This is a genomic window from Aeromonas sp. R2-2, from assembly GCF_040908355.1.
Lineage (GTDB): Bacteria > Pseudomonadota > Gammaproteobacteria > Enterobacterales > Aeromonadaceae > Aeromonas > Aeromonas veronii.
The window spans coordinates 1-18158 of record NZ_JBFODQ010000090.1; the positions used below are offsets into that span (position 1 = coordinate 1).

The 18158-nt window shown below is 57.1% G+C and carries 14 protein-coding genes and 2 tRNA genes; 9 read left to right on the forward strand and 7 right to left on the reverse strand.

The window, feature by feature from the left end:
• On the forward strand, nucleotides 1–5523 hold a 5523-nt coding region (locus AB5Z09_RS18820), incomplete at its 5' end, for an immunoglobulin-like domain-containing protein (protein WP_368195990.1).
• Between the two features lie 70 nt (nucleotides 5524–5593).
• On the opposite strand, the gene AB5Z09_RS18825 is transcribed toward AB5Z09_RS18820, so the two are convergent.
• Entirely contained in the window at nucleotides 5594–6088 is a 495-nt protein-coding gene (locus AB5Z09_RS18825) for a hypothetical protein (RefSeq protein WP_005335330.1), read from the reverse strand.
• Between the two features lie 185 nt (nucleotides 6089–6273).
• Here AB5Z09_RS18825 and AB5Z09_RS18830 point away from each other — a divergent pair, with 185 nt between their 5' ends.
• Nucleotides 6274–8229: an EAL domain-containing protein gene (locus AB5Z09_RS18830; protein WP_368195997.1), complete on the forward strand. Its 1956-nt coding sequence runs from the start codon at nucleotides 6274–6276 to the stop codon at nucleotides 8227–8229.
• A gap of 63 nt (nucleotides 8230–8292) precedes the next feature.
• Here AB5Z09_RS18830 and rraB read toward each other — a convergent pair whose 3' ends face one another.
• The gene (gene rraB / locus AB5Z09_RS18835) at nucleotides 8293–8628 is read right to left on the reverse strand and encodes a ribonuclease E inhibitor RraB (RefSeq protein WP_026034893.1); all 336 of its coding nucleotides are present in this window, start codon (nucleotides 8626–8628) and stop codon (nucleotides 8293–8295) included.
• Between the two features lie 265 nt (nucleotides 8629–8893).
• On the opposite strand from rraB, the gene AB5Z09_RS18840 reads away from it, so the two are divergent.
• From AB5Z09_RS18840 to AB5Z09_RS18860, 5 genes are all read left to right on the forward strand, one after another.
• Nucleotides 8894–8969, forward strand: a tRNA-Phe gene (locus AB5Z09_RS18840).
• Nucleotides 8970–8973: 4 nt separating this feature from the next.
• A tRNA-Asn gene (locus AB5Z09_RS18845) sits at nucleotides 8974–9049 on the forward strand.
• A 50-nt stretch (nucleotides 9050–9099) separates the two neighbouring features.
• Nucleotides 9100–9345 carry a hypothetical protein gene (locus tag AB5Z09_RS18850; RefSeq protein ID WP_368195991.1) on the forward strand — a complete coding sequence of 82 codons (246 nt, stop codon included), beginning with the start codon at nucleotides 9100–9102 and terminating at the stop codon, nucleotides 9343–9345.
• A 130-nt stretch (nucleotides 9346–9475) separates the two neighbouring features.
• Entirely contained in the window at nucleotides 9476–10750 is a 1275-nt protein-coding gene (locus AB5Z09_RS18855; RefSeq protein ID WP_368195992.1) for an alpha/beta fold hydrolase, read from the forward strand.
• Between the two features lie 350 nt (nucleotides 10751–11100).
• The gene (locus tag AB5Z09_RS18860) at nucleotides 11101–11826 is read left to right on the forward strand and encodes a carbonic anhydrase (protein ID WP_201989967.1); all 726 of its coding nucleotides are present in this window, start codon (nucleotides 11101–11103) and stop codon (nucleotides 11824–11826) included.
• An 86-nt stretch (nucleotides 11827–11912) separates the two neighbouring features.
• Here the strand turns inward: AB5Z09_RS18860 and AB5Z09_RS18865 are convergent, their stop codons facing one another.
• A complete protein-coding gene (locus AB5Z09_RS18865; RefSeq protein WP_247823348.1) occupies nucleotides 11913–12821 on the reverse strand; it encodes a pseudouridine-5'-phosphate glycosidase in 909 nt (302 codons plus the stop codon).
• The gene (locus AB5Z09_RS18870) at nucleotides 12815–13906 is read right to left on the reverse strand and encodes a PfkB family carbohydrate kinase (RefSeq protein WP_323978288.1); all 1092 of its coding nucleotides are present in this window, start codon (nucleotides 13904–13906) and stop codon (nucleotides 12815–12817) included. The genes AB5Z09_RS18865 and AB5Z09_RS18870 overlap by 7 nt, the downstream gene beginning before the upstream one ends.
• 204 nt (nucleotides 13907–14110) lie before the next feature.
• On the opposite strand from AB5Z09_RS18870, the gene AB5Z09_RS18875 reads away from it, so the two are divergent.
• The gene (locus AB5Z09_RS18875; RefSeq protein WP_236381877.1) at nucleotides 14111–14563 is read left to right on the forward strand and encodes an RNA methyltransferase; all 453 of its coding nucleotides are present in this window, start codon (nucleotides 14111–14113) and stop codon (nucleotides 14561–14563) included.
• A gap of 120 nt (nucleotides 14564–14683) precedes the next feature.
• Here AB5Z09_RS18875 and AB5Z09_RS18880 read toward each other — a convergent pair whose 3' ends face one another.
• Nucleotides 14684–15427, reverse strand: coding sequence for a hypothetical protein (locus AB5Z09_RS18880; RefSeq protein WP_368195998.1), 744 nt, complete (start codon nucleotides 15425–15427; stop codon nucleotides 14684–14686).
• Nucleotides 15428–15615: 188 nt separating this feature from the next.
• Between AB5Z09_RS18880 and AB5Z09_RS18885 the strand changes: the two genes are divergently transcribed.
• A complete protein-coding gene (locus AB5Z09_RS18885) occupies nucleotides 15616–16047 on the forward strand; it encodes a universal stress protein (RefSeq protein ID WP_005335309.1) in 432 nt (143 codons plus the stop codon).
• Between the two features lie 77 nt (nucleotides 16048–16124).
• On the opposite strand, the gene AB5Z09_RS18890 is transcribed toward AB5Z09_RS18885, so the two are convergent.
• Nucleotides 16125–16760, reverse strand: a complete 636-nt coding sequence (locus AB5Z09_RS18890; protein ID WP_368195993.1) for a murein L,D-transpeptidase catalytic domain family protein — start codon at nucleotides 16758–16760, stop codon at nucleotides 16125–16127.
• 174 nt (nucleotides 16761–16934) lie between these two features.
• A complete protein-coding gene (locus AB5Z09_RS18895) occupies nucleotides 16935–18041 on the reverse strand; it encodes a porin (protein ID WP_042053944.1) in 1107 nt (368 codons plus the stop codon).
• Between the last annotated feature and the right edge of the window lie 117 nt (nucleotides 18042–18158).

Sequence of the window (18158 nt, forward strand, 5' to 3'; positions counted from 1 at the left end):
GACGAGCCCAACGGGGAAGGCGACAAGGTTTCGGTGACCATCGAGAGCAACGGTGATGTGACCGAAGCTGACCAGCCGGTGTTCACCATCAAGGTGAGCCAGGTACTGGATCGCGATCTGACCGTGACCCTGAGCGATGGCAAGAGTGTGACAATCGCGGCGGGCCAGACCAGCGTGACCTACAGCCCGGCGGCGCAGGGCGATGACGTGTTCAAGGATGGCGATACCCTGACCGTGGGCATCGACAGTGCCACGGTAGTGGGCAAAACCTTCGAGAACCTGGAGCTTGGTGGCGATGCCACCGTCACCATCAGCGATACCGAAAGTGAAGTGGTTGCCACCCTGAGTGCAGACAAGCCCACCGTGTCCGAAGGTGGCACGGTGACCTACACCGTGACCCTGACCAGCAAGGACGGCCTGCCGGTGAGCGGCCACAACGGTCTGAGCTTCACCCTGAGCAACGGCCAGACCATCACGATTGCAGCGGGCCAGACCAGCGGCAGCGTGACCGTGACCGCAGGGGATGATGTGTACGTCGGTGGCCAGAAAGACCTGAGCGCCACCCTGACCGGTGTGAGCGGTGGTGACAAGTTTGAGCAGCTGACGCTGGGCAAAGAGACGGTGACCACCAAGGTGACTGACGAGCCCAACGGGGAAGGCGACTCAGTGTATGCCCAGATTGAGGTTGATAAATCGAGCGTGGCGGAAGGTGGCCAGCTGAAGTTCACCATCAGCTTGGTTGATAAAAACGGCAATCTTGTTGCCTTGCCTGCAGGTAAAGAGGTGGTTCTCAACCTTAGCTGGGGCGGTGCTGCAGCTAATAACAGCGACACCAACGGTCGCCCGGCCAGTGTGACAATCGGTGCAAATGGCAAGGCTGAGTTCACCGTTACGACAGTCAATGACACGATTTATGAAGGCAATGAGAAGTTAACCGCTTCAATCAGCGGTGTGAAAACCAACACTGCGTTTGAAGCTATCGAGATTAACGCTGTTAAAGGCAGTACCGAGTCAATTATCACTGATGAGGCCGATCTGCCGAAGGTTAGCAGCGTGGTGGGCGACAGCGTGGCGGAAGGCAGTGCCAACACCTTCAGCGTGAACCTCTCCAACGCCAGCACCACAGCCACCACCGTCAACCTGACCTTGGCAGGCGACAGCGCCACCAAGGGGGTAGACTTCACCGGCACCACTGTGACCGTGGTGATTGGTAGCGTGAGCCAGAGCGTGGCTGTGGCTGCCAATGGCAGCTTCAGTGTCAGCGTGCCGGCGGGCCAGACTGGCTTCCAGGTCAAGGTCAACACGATCGATGACACTCAGCAGGAAAGCTCGGAGCGCTACAACCTGACGGCTACGGCTAATGGTTATGGCACGACCGGTACTGCAACCATTATTGACAACGATGCGCCGCCTACCGTGGTGATCAATAAACCTGCTGTGGTGTCTGAAGAGGGGCTGGCCAACGGGTTGCCTGATACCACAGGTAATACTGATACCACCAATGCGACCATCGCTAGCGGCACTATTACAGTGGGGGATATCGATAGCAGTAGCGTGACGGTCAGCCTCTCTGGCCCGTCTGGGCTCAAGTCTGGCGGACTAGATGTGAAGTGGAGTTGGGATGCGTCAGGCAAGGTGTTGACCGGGTATACCGGTACCTTGGGTGGTGCGGACTACAAGACTGTGCTGGATGTCAAGCTGACTGCACCAGCAGGTAGTACCAAAGGAGATTGGGGTTATGACGTTACTCTGAAAGGAGCCCTCGATCATCCGGTGACTGGTGCCGAGGACGCGCTGAGCTTCAACGTCGGAGTCTCTGTTTCTGATGGTCAGAGTACTACGAGTGCTTCGCTGCCTATCACTGTGGAGGATGATGCCCCCATTGCTGGCGATGCTGCAGCGGTTTCGCTGGTGAAAACCAGTATTCCTGATGTATTGACCGGCAAGTTCAGCATGACCGGCTATAACGGGGATCGTTCCAGTATTGATGGTGGCAAGTTCACCATTACGGCTAAAGGGTTCCTCTCTTCAACGTCTACGGCTCTGACTGATGCACTGGTTAATGGCTCGGGCGAAGGCATTGGTGTCAAAAGCTCGACAGCCCCTTACCACAATATTGAGAACGAGGTCGATTTCCGCAAACTGGCCGACGGCTCAGGGGTATCTGAAGAGCTTGTGATCAAGCTGGATGCCGGCACTGTGGCTTACGGTGCCAAGATCGAGTTCAGCAAGATGTTCGGTGGTGAGCTGGAGAGCGGCGTGGTCGAGTTCTACCGTGACGGAGTACTGATCTCAACACTTCCCTTTAGGTCGGATGCAGCGGGGGGAGAGTACAACCAGAACTTCCAAGTGCAGCAGGGTGGTTTTGACACCATGGTGATCAAAGCAACCGATAACGGCAATTCGTTCAACGTCAAGGACAACAGCGACTTTACCGTCAAGTCTATCGAGTTCCTTGGCTCCTCTACTCCGCAGGCAATTGCCTATGGCTCGGGGACAGTGGCACCGCAATGGGGAGCTGATGGTAAAGGGCGTCTGGAGCTGGTTACCGGCACCGTTGAAACGGGTCTGAAAACGGCTGCTGGTCTGGCAATTACCATTACCGCAGAAGGTGCCAACAGCATGGTTGGCAAGGCCAGTGATGGCAGCTTGATCTTCAAGATGCAATTCACGCCTGCAACGGGCAAGTGGGAGTTCTTCCAGTATGCAGAGATGCAGCGCCCGGTTGGTGATGGCGACATTGACTTCACCTTCAAGGCCTATGATCGGGACGGTGACGGCTCGCAAGGCAGCTTTGCTGTCAACCCGCTGGCGCGCCCTGATGTAACCAGCGTATCGAGTGCCACTGTTGTTGAAGGGGCCACCTTGCAGCATGTTGTGACCTTGAGTGGTGCGACTAATGTGGCGACTGAGTACAGCCTCTCAATCGCGGGCAGTGGTACTTATGCTGCATCTAACTCTGACTGGGGAACTCTGCAATTCAGTCACGGTGTTACCTATAACAGCAGCACAGGCAAAATCTCAGTACCAGCCGGTGTGACGAGCTTTACCGTGTCAGTGCCTACTGTGAATGACAAGCTGGTAGAACAGACTGAAACCTTGTCTCTGACTGTAGGTGGTGCGACCGGAGCCGGAACCATTACTGACAACGATCTCTCTGTGCGACTGGGCAATGGTCTGGTTGATGAGGATGGTTTGTCTGGCGGAAATGCACACTTGCCTGAGCCTGTTGGTATGCCTGCTAGCGGCCCGCTTTCTGTGACTCAGTCGCTGCAGGTGATTGATGGCAGTGGTGGCAATGTCTCTGGCGTACAACTCAAACTTGTTGGCATCACGGGTCTGAGCGGGGTGACGGGTATTGATGGTCAGCCGGTCAATGTTGTTCAGGATGGCGCCGGGCTCAAAGGGTACTTTGGCAACAACCCTGCCAATGTGGCGTTTACTGTGACGGTGGATAACAGTGCCAATCCACCGAGCTACACCTTTAATCTGCTCAAGCCGCTTAGCCACACAGTAGATGGCCAGAGCACAGTGTTGACCAGCCAGGATGAACTGCGTTTTACCGTCAACTATGAGGTAAGCAAATCTGGAGCTGAGACTGCCACTGGCTCGTTTGACTTGGCTGTGCGTGACGATGTACCGGTTGCAGTGGTCGATGATGCGAAAGTCGATGTTGTAGTTGATACCTTCCTGTTTTCTGGTGTCGAGGCTTCATGGATTAATGTTTCTGGCGGTAAAAATCTGGAGCATTTTGACGGCCCTGATAATGATACAGCGAAGGATCAAATTCGCTGGGGTGGAAAAAATGAAAATAAATCGGGTTATGGTTTTGCCGATAACGATGCGGCCTTGAACGGAGAGATCCCGCTCAACGAAGAGATCAAACTCGGTACTTTCACCCACTACAACTATCCGGTTTCCTCCGGTACGGCGATCAACACTGTAACCATGCAGGCAACCTTCTCGGTTACCGACTCCATGGGCAGAGTGACACCAGTGACTGTAACCATCAATTTCAATCACAACGAAACGCCGAACGATTGGGCTGATCCGCGAGATATCATCACTATCGGAACTGCGACCGCAAGCTTCAACTTTGAAGGCAAGGTCTACAGTCTCGAGGTGCTGGGCTTCCGTGATGCAGGTGGCAATGTGGTGAAGACTATCTACACCAACGAAAATGCCAGCAACAGCTTCGATCTGATCGTCAAGTTGGTTGAAGGTTCTGGTTATCAGCTGCCACAGACCACCGGTAATGTGCTGGCCAACGATCTTGCCGGTGCTGATGGTGGTCTGAGTGTCATTGGCTACGGAGTAGGTGGCAGTTCTACCACCTATACCAACGGTGCTGGCACCCAGGTAGTTGGTCTGTACGGGGTGCTGACCATTCTGGCCAACGGTGCTTATACCTATCAGGTCACCAAGAATGGCAGCCAAATCCCGGCTGATGCGCGCGAGGTGTTCAGCTACAGCGTGCGGGATGGCGATGGCGATACTACCAACAGCTCCCTGACCATCAGCGTCAACCCGGTTGACAGCAATGGTGTGCCTGTCCATCTGCCGCTGACGGTAGATGGTACCGACCTCAACGACTCTATCGTGGTGCGCAATGGCGAGAGAGCGACTAGTCCTGACCGCATGGATGTTTCCTTCGGTGGTAATCTGCTGGGCGAAGTCATTACCAGTAACGGCGGTACCGACCACATACATGCCGGTACCAGCTACAACAAGGGAAGTGCCGACCAGATCGTCAGCAGCGGTGCAGGCAATGACCATATCGAAACCGGCAGCGGTAATGATGTGATTTATGCAGGCAAAACCGGGGCTGATGGATTCGGTACCGACGATTCGTTGCAACTGACGGTAAATCAGCTTAAGGCTCATCACATCATGACAGGCAGCTTGTCTGGCACAGATGCCATGCTCGATGGAGACGGTCTGTTGCTGAGTGTTGATGTCAGCAGTAGCAAAGCTGATGTGGTCAATGGTGGCAGCGGCAATGACAAGATCTACGGGCAGTCAGGTTCCGATATCCTGTTTGGCGGTACCGGTGACGACTACATCGATGGCGGTAGTCATAACGATGCGCTGCGCGGCGGTCTGGGTAACGATATCCTGATCGGCGGGCTCGGCAACGATGTAATGCGTGGTGACGGCGGTTCAGATACTTTCGTCTGGAATCAGGGGGATACAGTATCCGGCTCCCTGACCAAGGATTACATCATGGACTTCAACAAGGGGCCAGGCACCATCAACCGTTTGGAAGGAGACAAGCTGGATCTGAGCGATTTGCTGGATCACGATGGTTCTCACAGTACGACTGATCTGAAGAGTCTGCTCTCGGTGTTCCAGGACAATGAAGGGGTGCACCTGCAGGTCAAGGAGAGCAGTACTGCGCCGGTGACTCAGGAGATTGTGTTGATGAACCATACCTTCGACAGTCTGACGGGCGGTTCTGGCACCACAGCCAACCAGGTGATCGATTACATGTTGACCCACAACATGCTCGATATCGACAAGTAAGCCCAACTCGGGGCAATAAAAAAGCGGCAGAGCAATCTGCCGCTTTTTTTATCTTTGCAGGGAAGCGAAATCAGTTGCCGAGGGTGGCGAACAGGCTCTGCTCCAGGGTGCCGCGGGAGACGCAGACCGGCTTGATGGACGGGGCCGGTACGCGCTCGCCTGAGGATTCAACGAAGAACAGCTCTGTGTTGCCCTTGACGTTGACTGTGGCCACGCTGCTGTTGCCGCTCTGGGTGATGATCAGGTTGATTTGCAGGTTCGGGTTGCCCAGTGCAACTTTGGATCCCATGGTACCGCAGTCCAGCCACTCCAGCCCGTCGGCTGACTGGTTGACGTTGGCAGTCATCAGGCCGGAGCCACGCTGGCTGTTTTCGATGGTGAGGCCGTGATCGGTGAACCACTTCTCGGCGCGAGCCCACACCAGATCCACCGGGATCGCCATCTCCTGTGTATTGTTGGTTGCCTTGGCAATTGGCGGGTTGTAGCGATACTCCTCACCGCCGTTATTGTCACCAGCACAACCAACCAGCAGCAGCGCCAATGCGCTCCCCATAATCTTTTTCATCTTGTTTCTCTCGTCCATATCACCAGGCCATTGGCCAACCGGCGCCTATTATCGCCGGAGCGACAATCTCTGTCAGCAACCATCCAGCGTTCGATGTTATGGGGAGGTGATCGGGGTGCTTTACAAAATTGGTTTGCTATCATAGATTTGCTCGAAATTCCTCCATAAGCACCCCTGTGACCAACATGCTCACCCCGGATCTGCTGCAGCAGATCATCGACCAATTGCCAATGAGTATCTTCTGTCGAGATAGTCATGGGCGTTACCTGTTCGCCAATCGTGAGTTCGCCCGTGAAGCCAAGCTGGAGTCGCCTGCCGAGGTTGTCGGCAAGACAGATGCAGATATGCCATGGGGCGATCTCTTTCGCAGTGAGGATGAGCAGCTGCTTGCTGGAGGCGTGCCGATGCTGTATCAGCAGCTCCATTGCAACCGGGGCGGGAATACCTGCTGGATGGAGGTGCACAAGGTGCCTCTTTACACCCCGCAGGGGGAAGCTCGCGCAGTGTTCGGGGTGGTTAACGAGATTGCCCAGCGCAAAAGTCTTGAACAGACGGTCAAAAAGCAGCAGTTGTTGCAGCGTTTTCTGCTCGATGCCATTCCTGACCTGATCCGTTTCGATGATCACAACGGGGTGTTGCTGGAGTGCAATCAGGCGTTTCTCGACTTTATCGGCCAGGGGGCCGATGAGGTGCTGGGTCAGCAGCTGCCGTTCCGGTTGGCGGCGCCGCAGGGGATGGGTCATGGCGAGTGTTGTCTGCTGGATGCCAGCGGGCAGGGGCGACACATGGAGATCACCCGGGTCGATGTCCCCGATGGTGACGGCCACTCCCTCGGGATCCTGACGCTGGGGCGTGACATCACCGGCCTGCGTACCACTCAGGCGCAGTTGCAGCAGGAGCAGCACTACGACAGTCTGACCGGACTGCTCAAACTCTCCCGGTTCTTGCAGACCAGCCGCCATCTTGGGGGGCGCAGTGCCACATTGGTGCTGGTCGATCTGCACCATTTTCGTGAAATCAACGATCGCTTCGGGATCCGGATTGCCGACCGCTTGCTGAGCCAGGTGGCCAAGCGGTTGCAGCAGCTGGTACCGCCGCGTTCCCTGCTCTGTCGGGTCGCTGCCGATGACTTCAGCCTGTTGCTGCCGGATTTCAATGAGCCATTGCAGGGGTGGAGCCAGCATCTGCAGCAGCAGTTGATGGAGCACTATCAGGTGGAAGATCACCGCATCCAGATCCCGGTGTTTCTCGGACTGGCCCAGGGGAGGGCAAGCGATGCCGAGCGGTTGCTCAGTCATGCCGAGGCTGCGCTGGCGCAGGGCAAACGGCAGCAACAGTACTGCACCCTGTTTGATCCCGAGCTGCATGCCCGGCTCAAGCGGCGTCAGCTGATCGCCGCCCAGTTGCCGCTCGCCATCAAGTCCGCCCAGCTGGTTGCCGTCTATCAGCCGATCATCTGTACCCGCACCCACCGGCTGCACGGCGCCGAGCTGCTCTGTCGCTGGCCCCATCCCGAGCTTGGGATGATCTCCCCCGATGAATTCATTCCGTTGGCGGAAGAGATGGGGATCATCGGTCAACTGGGTCAGTTGATGCTGGAGCAGGGCTGTGCCCAGCTGGCGCAGTGGCAAACTGCGCAGCCGGATATGGTGCTCTCCATCAACCTCTCGCCGCTGCAGTTCCGTGATCCGGCGCTCTGTGAGCGGGTCTCAGCCTGCATCGCTCGCCATGGTCTCAAGGCCAGTCAACTGGAGCTGGAGATCACTGAAGGGGTACTGATGGAGAATGCCGACGAGATTGAGACCAACCTCGACAACCTGATCGCCGCCGGTTTTCAGCTGGCCATCGACGACTTTGGTACCGGTTACTGTTCACTAGCCTATCTGCCGCGTTTGCAGGTGGCGACCCTCAAGCTGGATCGCAGCTTCACTCAGGGGCTCGCCAGCAATAGCGCGACCACCGCTATCGTGCGCTCGGTCATCGGGCTGGGTCATGAGCTCGGGATCCGGATCACCGCCGAAGGGGTGGAAACACCCGAGCAGCAGCTGTGGCTGACCGAGGCGGGGTGTGATCGGCTCCAGGGCTATCTGTTCAGTCGCCCACTGCCGCCGGCGGAGTTTGCTGCCAGCTATCTGGCGTGAGAGATCGTCAGAAACAACAAGGCCACCGCAAGGTGGCCTTGTTGTTTTACGATGGAGGCAGGATCAATCCTGGAAGTAGGTGCCCCAGCCATCGTAATCCACCCCGTATTTTTCCAGGATGGGCAGCATCTTGGCGATATCGGCGACGATCGCTTCGACATTCAGCTTGCACTCGATGGTGGCATCGAAGCAGAAGATGGTGGCGCCGTCATCCAGCTCCATCTCTTCGGCATCGGTCACTTCAAAACCGGCCTTGAACAGGTCAACCGCTGCTTTTTCCAGACGGTCGAAATCCTGGCAGGCGAAGTGGTGCTCGATGTCGTAATCCGCATCGGGATTGCTGCCATCGGCCAGCAGTTCGTTGACGATCTCGGTGGTCTCATCACGCCACTCTTGCATATTCAGACTCATGTTGCCTCCAGGCGGTATCATTGCGGCAAAGCATACTCGCAGAGTGGATTCGGCTCAATGCGGCGGACCCACTGAACCTCGAATTTCCATCATATTGGCGCAGCCTGCAGGGCGTGCAGAGGCCAGCAAGTACGGCAAACAGGACTGAAATGGATAATAAATGGCCGCTTCGTTCGGTTGTTGAGCGAACGCGCTTTTTATCGTGCCATCATGGTTGACACTCTGCGCTGGAAAGGGTTTAATGCGCGCCGTTGCCCAGATAGCTCAGTCGGTAGAGCAGGGGATTGAAAATCCCCGTGTCGGCGGTTCGATTCCGTCTCTGGGCACCACAATTCCTCCTTAGTTCAGTCGGTAGAACGGCGGACTGTTAATCCGTATGTCACTGGTTCAAGTCCAGTAGGAGGAGCCAAATTCGAAAAGCCCGCTCAATCGAGCGGGCTTTTTCATTTCTAGTTGCTGTTGCATGCTGCCAAAAAGAGCGTCGCGCCACAGGTGGCACTGAACAGCAGCATTCCGGTCTGCAACATGCTGCCAGGGCATGACTTCTTCTCTCTTTTTCTGGCCCTGATCCACTTCGGTTTCATCACATTCCCTTATCCATTTTGTCGGCCTGAATGGCTGCACTCCTGTGCAGGCGAGCCATCTTTGTTGAATGGCGCCATGGCGTCAATCTTCCCCGCAAAACAATTAATTCAGCAGCGTTGAAGAGCGGCTTGTCTGGTGATGTTTCGACCTTTAAGCCATTGTTAACATTTTGGAAAACCGGAGTGACCCTGTGGCTGGGCGGGGCTATGATGGGGTCAATGATGTTCCCATCCTGACGGAGAGATCCCAGATGAACAGCCCCTTGAGCTATGTACTGGACGGCATTCATTGCGAGCCGCACTTTTTTACCGTTCCCCTCGATCATGATGAGCCGGATGGTGACAGCATTACCCTCTTTGCCCATACCCTCTGCCGTAAAGACAAGCTCGATGAGAAGTTGCCCTGGCTGCTGTTTCTGCAAGGTGGGCCGGGATTCGGGGCACCGCGCCCGACGGCCAACAGTGGTTGGCTCAAGCGGGCGTTGCAGGAGTTCAGAGTGCTGCTGCTGGATCAGCGTGGCACCGGGATGTCGAGCTCAATTCACGGGCAGATTCTGGTCAAAATGACACCGACCGAGCAGGCGGAGTATCTCAGCCATTTTCGCGCCGACAGCATAGTGCAAGATGCCGAGTTCATCCGGCAGGAGCTCAGCCCCAAGCATCGCTGGAGCCTGCTGGGTCAGAGCTTTGGCGGCTTTTGCTGCCTGACCTATCTCTCGCTCTTCCCCGATAGCCTGCGGGAGGTCTATATCACCGGCGGCATCGCGCCGATTGGCCGCAGCGCCGAGGAGGTTTACCGCGCCACCTATCAGCGGGTGGCTGACAAGAACCGAGCCTTCTTCGCCCGCTTCCCCCACGCTCAGGGGATTGCCAACCGGTTGGCCAACCATCTGCACCAGCACGATGTGCGGCTGCCCAACGGTCAGCGCCTGACGGTGGAGCAGTTCCAGCAGCAGGGGCTGGATCTCGGTGCTACGGGTGCTTTCGAGGAGCTTTATTACCTGCTGGAAGAGGCCTTTATCGGTGACAAGCTGAGCCCGGCCTTTCTCTATCAGGTGCAGAGCATGCAGCCATTCAATACCAACCCGCTGTTTGCCATTCTGCACGAGGCTATCTACGCCGAAGGGGAGGCGACTCGCTGGGCGGCAGATCGGGTCAGAGTGGAATTCCCGGCGGTGAACTGGGCACCCGGCAAGGATTTCGCCTTCACCGGCGAGATGGTTTACCCTTGGATGTTCGAGCAGTTCCGCGAGTTGCTGCCCCTGAAAGAGGCGGCTCATCTGCTGGCCAACAAGGCGGACTGGGGGGCGCTCTATGACCCGGCACAACTGGCCCGCAACCAAGTGCCGGTAGCATGCGCCGTTTATGCCGAGGATATGTATGTGGAGTTTGACTACAGCCGCGAAACTCTGCGTGGCCTGGGGAGCAGTCGCGCCTGGATCACCAATGAATATGAGCACAACGGTTTGCGTGCCGATGGTGAAGCGATTCTTGAGCGCCTGATCGCGTTGAATCGCGACCGTTAATTGCCGTTATCGTCAACCATCGCGAGAGCCCGGACTCCCGCGATGGTTGTGATGGATAGTTGTTATGAAGGCGTGACTCCCTGAACCTTGTCCCGCACCTGCCAGAGGATGAGTGGATAGCCGGCTGATTAATTTCCCCCTCTTTCACTGTCTCTGCCGATCCCTCACCATATACTTGCCAAACGACTCTGTATTGAGCCGCGGTCAAACCGATTGACCAGCTCGTGCTCGTTACCATTAGAAAGTCGCTCCGATGCTCTGTATTCCGCGTATCTGATATGCCATCTCTGCATGCCCCGCTATCCGGGGGAGGGGATGGTCGTGCTTTTCAATCAAGATAAGGATGTATGATGAGAAAGTCTCTGTTGGCCTGCTCCCTGTTGCTGTGCCCTGTCGTGTTTGCTGCCACCCCCCACTGGGAATATAGCGGCGAGGCGGGGCCTGCCCACTGGGCCAAGCTGACCCCGGAATTTGGTCTGTGTGCGGGCAGCAATCAGTCTCCGGTCGATCTGAGCGGGCTGGTCGAGGCCAAACTGGCCCCGCTGGTACTCCACTATCATGCGGGTGGCAACACAGTGGTCAACAACGGTCATACCGTGCAGGTCGGTTATGCCCCAGGCAGCACCTTGCAACTCGATGGCACCAGGTTTGAGCTCAAGCAGTTCCACTTCCACGCCCCGAGTGAAAACCTCATTGAGGGCAAATCCTATCCGCTGGAAGGGCATCTGGTGCATGTCAGTGACAAGGGAGAGATCGCCGTGGTGGCGGTGATGTTCGAGGCTGGCAAGGCCAATCCTGCGCTGGCGGCTGCCTGGGGTGAACTACCGGCCAAAGTGGGGGAGATCCAGGCCCTCAAGGCGCCACTCTCTGCTGAGCAACTGCTGCCCGAGAATCGTGACTACTATCGCTTCAGCGGTTCCCTTACTACGCCTCCCTGCTCGGAAGGAGTGCGCTGGCTGGTGATGAAGCAGCCGGTTGAGGTCAGTCAGGCCCAGATCGACGCCTTCAAGGCGGTGATGCACCACCCCAACAACCGGCCGGTGCAGCCACTCAATGGGCGCGTGGTACTGCAATAACGCAGCGTTGCAATAGCACAGTAGATAGCAAAAACAACAAGAGGGCCGCGAGGCCCTCTTTTACATGGCGAGGTATCGGCGTGCGATCAGAGGCTGGCGGCGATGCGGGCGCCAAGTGCCGCGTTGTTCAGTACCAGCTGGATGTTGGCCGCCAGCGAGTTGCCGCCAGTCAGCTCGCAGACGCGGGCCAGCAGGAAGGGGGTAGACGCTTTGCCCTTGATCCCCTGCTCATCGGCTTCACGCAGCGCTTGGGCAATGGCTGCGTCGATATCGGCTTTTGGCATGGCGTGTGCGCTCGGGATGGGGTTGGCAACCACGGCGCCGCCCGCCAGTCCCAGCTCCCACTTGAGGCGCAGCGCCTCTGCGATGGCTGCCGGGGTATCGAGGCGATAATCGACCTTGAAGCCGCTCTCGCGGGTGTAGAAGGCGGGCAGCTCTTCGGTTTGATAGCCGATCACCGGCACGCCCTGGGTCTCCAGATACTCCAGCGTCAGCCCGATATCGAGGATCGACTTGGCTCCGGCGCAGACTACGGCCACTGGCGTTTGTGCCAGCTCCTGCAGATCGGCCGAGATATCGAAGGTCTCTTGCGCACCGCGATGTACCCCGCCGATACCGCCGGTGGCAAAGACCCGGATCCCCGCCATGGCGGCGATGATCATGGTGGAGGCGACCGTGGTGGCCCCCATCCCCTTGCGCGCCAGCACGAACGGAATGTCGCGGCGGCTGCACTTGGTCACGTCGTGGCCAGCCCGGCCCAGCGCTTCCAGCGCCCCCGAATCGAGACCCACTTTGAGGCGGCCGTCGAGGATGGCGATGGTCGCCGGAATGGCGCCGTTATCGCGCACCACCTGCTCCACCTGACGGGCCGTCTCCACGTTTTGCGGATAGGGCATGCCGTGGGAGATGATGGTGGATTCGAGGGCAACGACCGGTTTGCCAGCGGCCAGTGCGGCAGCCACTTCCGGTTGGATATCGAGGTAAGCGTTCAGCATGAGTACTCCTCCAGTATGCGGTCAACGGCGGTCTTGCTCAGACCGGAAAAAACGGTATCGGAACAATTGACGGTGAGGGCGGCGCAGCCCAGGGCAAAGCGGGTGGTCTGGGCAATGTCGAGCTCTTGCAGCCAGGCGTGGGCGAGGCCAGCCATAAAGGCATCCCCGCCGCCGGTGACGTTGAGTACCGGACTGCCCAGCACCGGCAGGTGGCCCTGCTGCTCGCCATCGCTGTAGAAGATCCCCTGTTCACCCAGACTGAGGAACAGTCGCTTGACCCCGGCGCGGTGGAACCAGGCGGCCACCATGGGCCAGGTTTCGGGCCCGGCGATGGTCATGCCGCACAGCTGTTCGGCCTCACTGCGATTGGGTTTGAGGGTGTGGATTTTGCCGAGCCAGGGGCGGATCTTCTCCACTTTGGCCACCGAAACGGTATCGACAAAGATGGCGTGCTCACCTTGCCGTTCAAACAACCAGTCGAGGGTATGGATGGCCAGATTGGTGTCGAGCACCCAAAGCCGGGCACCGCCGAGAAAGCCTGCGAGGGGTGTCAGGCGGGCAGGCGTGAGCTGCTCGATAATGGCCATGTCATTGATGGCACAGCTCATTTCGCCGCTGCCATCATGCAGGCTGAGATAACAGGAGGTGGTGTGGCCATCGAGCACTAGGGTCTGGCGCACATCGACGCCGGCCCGCTGGCTTACCTCCAGCAGATGATGACCATACTGGTCGTTGCCGACCGCTGTAAGCAGCCGGGTGTCGCTGCCGAGCCGCGCCAGATTCTCGGCGATATTGCGGCCAACACCACCTGCCGAGGTGCGCACCTTGCCCGGGTTGGAGTCGCCGAGCAGCAGGTTGTCATGGCTGGTGCCACAAATATCCATATTGGCACCGCCGATCACCACTACGTAGGGGCCTTCTCGCAGTACATAACCTCTGCCTTGCACATATCCCTGCCGGATCAGGCTGGAGATGTGGCTGGCCAGCGCGGAGCGGCTGATGCCGAGGCGATCGGCCAGATCCTGCTGGGCAATCATGGGATCCTGACGCAGCAGGGCTAGGATCTCTTGTTCACGCTCAGTCATAGACAAACATCCATTTACAAACGTTTGTCCATTATTGCTGGGAAACGTTTGCTGGCTATCGGCTTGTACAAAATTTGTCGGCTTGCGCACAAAAAATCGACATTCAAAGCTGGGTTGGCAAGCGGTTTAGCTGGAGAGGGGACTTTTAACGGGTCGGTGGCCCTGCAACGGCTTATAATGGCCGTCGCAAGATGAGGAGAGATGATGGAAAAGAGTGCATTCTGCTGCGTGGGGTTGGTCAATCCCAAGTCCCCGGAAAATGTCGGCTCAGTGATGCGGGCTGCGGGCTGCTACGGGGTGGACGAGGTCTACTACACCGGCAACCGCTTCGAGCTGGCGCGCCGCTTTGCCACTGATACCAAGCAGATGGTGGAGAAGATCCCGCTGCTCGGGGTGGATGATCTGATGGCGTTTATCCCGCAGGGATGCGTGCCCGTGGTGGTCGATCTGATCGACGGAGCCACGCCGCTCCCCGACTATGTCCATCCGGAACGCGCTTTTTATATCTTCGGGCCGGAGGATGGCACCCTCGATCCCGCCCTCTATGGCGCGGTGAAAGATGTGGTCTATGTGCCGACTCAGGGCTGCATGAATCTGGCCGCCTCGGTCAATGTGATCCTCTATGACCGCTTGGCGAAGGGATACCGGCAGCCCTGAGTTGTGGCGTGGCAACGGTGACTCAAACCGCAATGGACAAGGTGTTGCTTATGGGCTGGTTGCTGGCAGTGGCTGCTGTTGATGGGGCTGCGGCATCCTTCTCTTTCCCCTATGGTGGGATCAGTTTTCGCCGGCCTTGACCGCCTGCTCCTCGAGAAAGTCGCGGTAGTAGTCATAGAGGTGATAACGGCGATATATCTCGGCCAGCGTGCCGCGACGGATCAGATTCACCATCTCTTGATCCCACAACTGCAGTAGCCGGTCGCCCTGCTCGGTATCGGCAAAAATGGGGTAAGTCGGGATCCAGCGCAAAATGGTGCGGTACATATTAGCCGGGGTCTCATCGGTAGAATGGAGCACGCCAGCGGTCAGGTAATAGCGATAGCGCCCCTTGCCAATCAGCTGCAGGGCCATCTCATGGTTGTCGATCTCATGCCATCGCATGGTGACCGGAAGATATTTATCCAGCACCCATCCTCTCCGCCAGAGCACGGTCTCTCCCTCCAGGCTGCGCTCTCCCCGCCATTGTGGCTGCCACTGCTTGAGCATGAAGACGGTCACATCATCGGCGGAGGCTGGCTGACGGGGCTGTTTGACCCCTTTGATCTCGTCCAGATAGACACTCATCGCCATATCCCCCTCTTGCCTGGCTACCATGGCGACGGCGCGTTTGTAGGGCACGATATGGGGCACGATCTGATAGCCGTGGGGTTGGTAGATGGTTCGCACCAGATCGAGATAGATACCGCGGCCATCCGGTTGGCAGAAACCGGGCCAGCCATCGCAATAGACGTGAATATCGGCTGTGCTAGCGTGGGCGATCGCACACAGACAGTAAAGCAGCAAACAACCGATGCGCAGCATGGTCAGCATTATCCTCGCAGGGGTGAGGAGAGCATTTATCACCTGATTTATACCATGCATTGATCGCGGCGGGCGGAGAAAACATCTCGCATCTCCATTTTGCGACAGGGTCGAGGGTTATTTGCGGTCGGATCGTTATGATCGAGTAAAGATTCAATAGCACCCCAATCAGTAGAGGAGACTGCATTATGCCATCGATCAAGACTCTGCTCTGTCCAGTCGATTTTTCCCAAATGTCTCGCGCGGTACTCGACTATGCCGTTTTCATGGCACAGAGCCATCAGGCCCAGCTCAAGCTGATCCACGTGGTTGATCAACTACACGGTTTTGACAGTTACAAGATCCTTCATATGACGGCCATCGAGATCACTCACGAGATGGAGCGTCAGGCCAGAACCCAGCTCAAAGAGCTGGTTGCCACCCTGCCGATCCCGGCCACCTTTGATATTCGCTTTGGCCGCGCCGCCGATGAAATTGTCATTCAGGCCAAGGAGGATGAGGTTGAGCTGATCGTGATGGGCAGCCACGGCCGCTCCGGTATCAGCCATCTGCTGGTAGGCAGTGTCGCCGAGTCTGTGGTGCGTCATGCACCCTGTCCGGTACTGGTGGTGCGCCAATAACGCACCATGTTTAGTGTGAAAAGCGTAACAAACAAGGCCAGCGATTGCTGGCCTTGCGTTTTTTGGTGTTGTGCCTGCTAGCCGTGGGCGTAGATGACACTCCCCCCCTTGATGGTATCTATGATGGCTCTGGCCTGCTCCTTGGGCAGGGCGGGGCAACCCCAGCTGCGGCCCAGTTTGTCATATTTGCGCAGATGGGTCGGGCTGGCATAGGCGGCGCCGTGTACCACGATGGCACGCTTGCGGGCATTGCAGTTTTTACCCGGTGACAAGCCATCGAGTCGCAGCGAATAGCCATGCTTGCCCTGATAGGTTTCCGCCGTGCGATAGACGCCAAGAGAACTTTGGCGGGAGTTGAGCTGGTTGGAAAAGCGTTCAGCATCCAGTTCACCTGAGTTCCGGCCATGACTGACCCAGGTGTGATAAAGCAGCTTTTGGCGCTTCATATCGATGACAAACAGTCTGCGCTGGGTGGATGGCTTGCTGTAATCGATGATGGTGAGAATGGGTTTGCGTTTGTGGCGCACGGTTTGATAACTGTTGAGTGCCTGACGAAAGGTCTGTTGATCCAGCTTACCGGCCAGACCCAGCTGACGATAAAGGCTCTGATCCCAGCTGGCATCTGCCGTGCTGCTCCAGATGAGCGATATCAACAGCAGTGGCAACAATAGCCACCCGCGTTGCCAGTCTATGTTCCCGCGCGCTTGTCTCATCCGTGAATATCTCCTTGTCACTCCCTGTCAACGGCGCGGATATTGCCATCAATCCGCTCGATAGTTATATGCAAGGTGCTGAAAAGGCGCAATAAAAAAACCGGCCGCAGAGCGGCCGGAAGTAATTCAAACAGTAGACATTGGTATCACAGGGTATAACTGACTTCCAATTACTTAGAAGTTGTACTGCAGGGCAACCGCGACTACGTCGTCGGTGTTCTTGCCCAGAGAGTTGGTGGACTTGCCATCTACGGAGTCCAGCAGGTTCAGCTTGTAATCAACGTAGGCGTTGAAGTTCTCGGTGAAGTTGTACCAGGCACCGATAGATACGTACTCGGTGTAGGTATCATCGATACCGCGAGCGGAGTCTTTCACGTCAGTGCGCAGGTAGGCCAGAGAAGGCTTGAACTTGCCGATGGTGTACTGGGCAACGGCTTCGTAGCCATCCATCTTCTCGGCGTAGCCGTTGTTGACGAACAGGTGGTCTTCACCGTGGGAGTAGGTTGCAGCCAGGTAGAGGTCGCCAGTTGCATATTTGGCGCCGAAGCCCATCAGCTTGGCATCCTTGTCGCCACCGAAGGCGGCGTAGCGAGCTTGCTCGTCAGTCTTGCCAGCCTGGTTATAGGCAGCACCCAGGCTCAGGCCCATATCGAAATCGTAGTTGGCAGATACTGCGAAGCCTTCAGCAGAACCTTTGCTATTCCAGCTTTCGCCGTTGTAGGTGTTGCCGTTGAAAGATTCAGTGATTGCACTGCGACCGGCGTTTTGCGGATCGTTGTTACCGGTGAACTGGGCACCCAGAGTCAGACCCTGGTAGTTATAGATGTACTGGGCCAGACCGTTGGTACGGCCGGTACCGAATACTTCAGTATCTTTGCCCAAGCCGTCACCGCCCCACTCAGGCAGGACGTCGGTATAGTTGTTGACGGCCTTGGTGAACAGGCCATCCTGACGACCATAGCTGAATGCGCCGAAACGGTCGTGCTTGATGCCGGCATAGGCATAACGCAGCTCGTCGTTGTCAGAACCGGAAGTCGGCAGGTTGTACTCGGCAAAGCCGAACGCCTTCATCTCGGGAGCAATCTTGGTCTCGCCAGCAACGTGCAGACGGAAGTAGCTCTGGTCACCTTCGGAACCGTTGTCGTCAGTACCGTAGTAAGCACCTTGTGCACGGCCGCCGATTTCCAGCTTGGTATCGTTCTGGTTGTAAACGGTAGCAGCATGGGCGCCGCTCGCCAGCAGCAGGCTGGAGATGGCAATAGTCAGTGCAGACTTCTTCATATGCGTTATTCCTCTGATGTAAACACTTCCGAACTTGTTGTCGGTTCTGTGAAATCGGAAATGGTCCGATAGCCACACGGTAGGCGTCCCAACCTTGACTGGGCCTGAATCCATCGT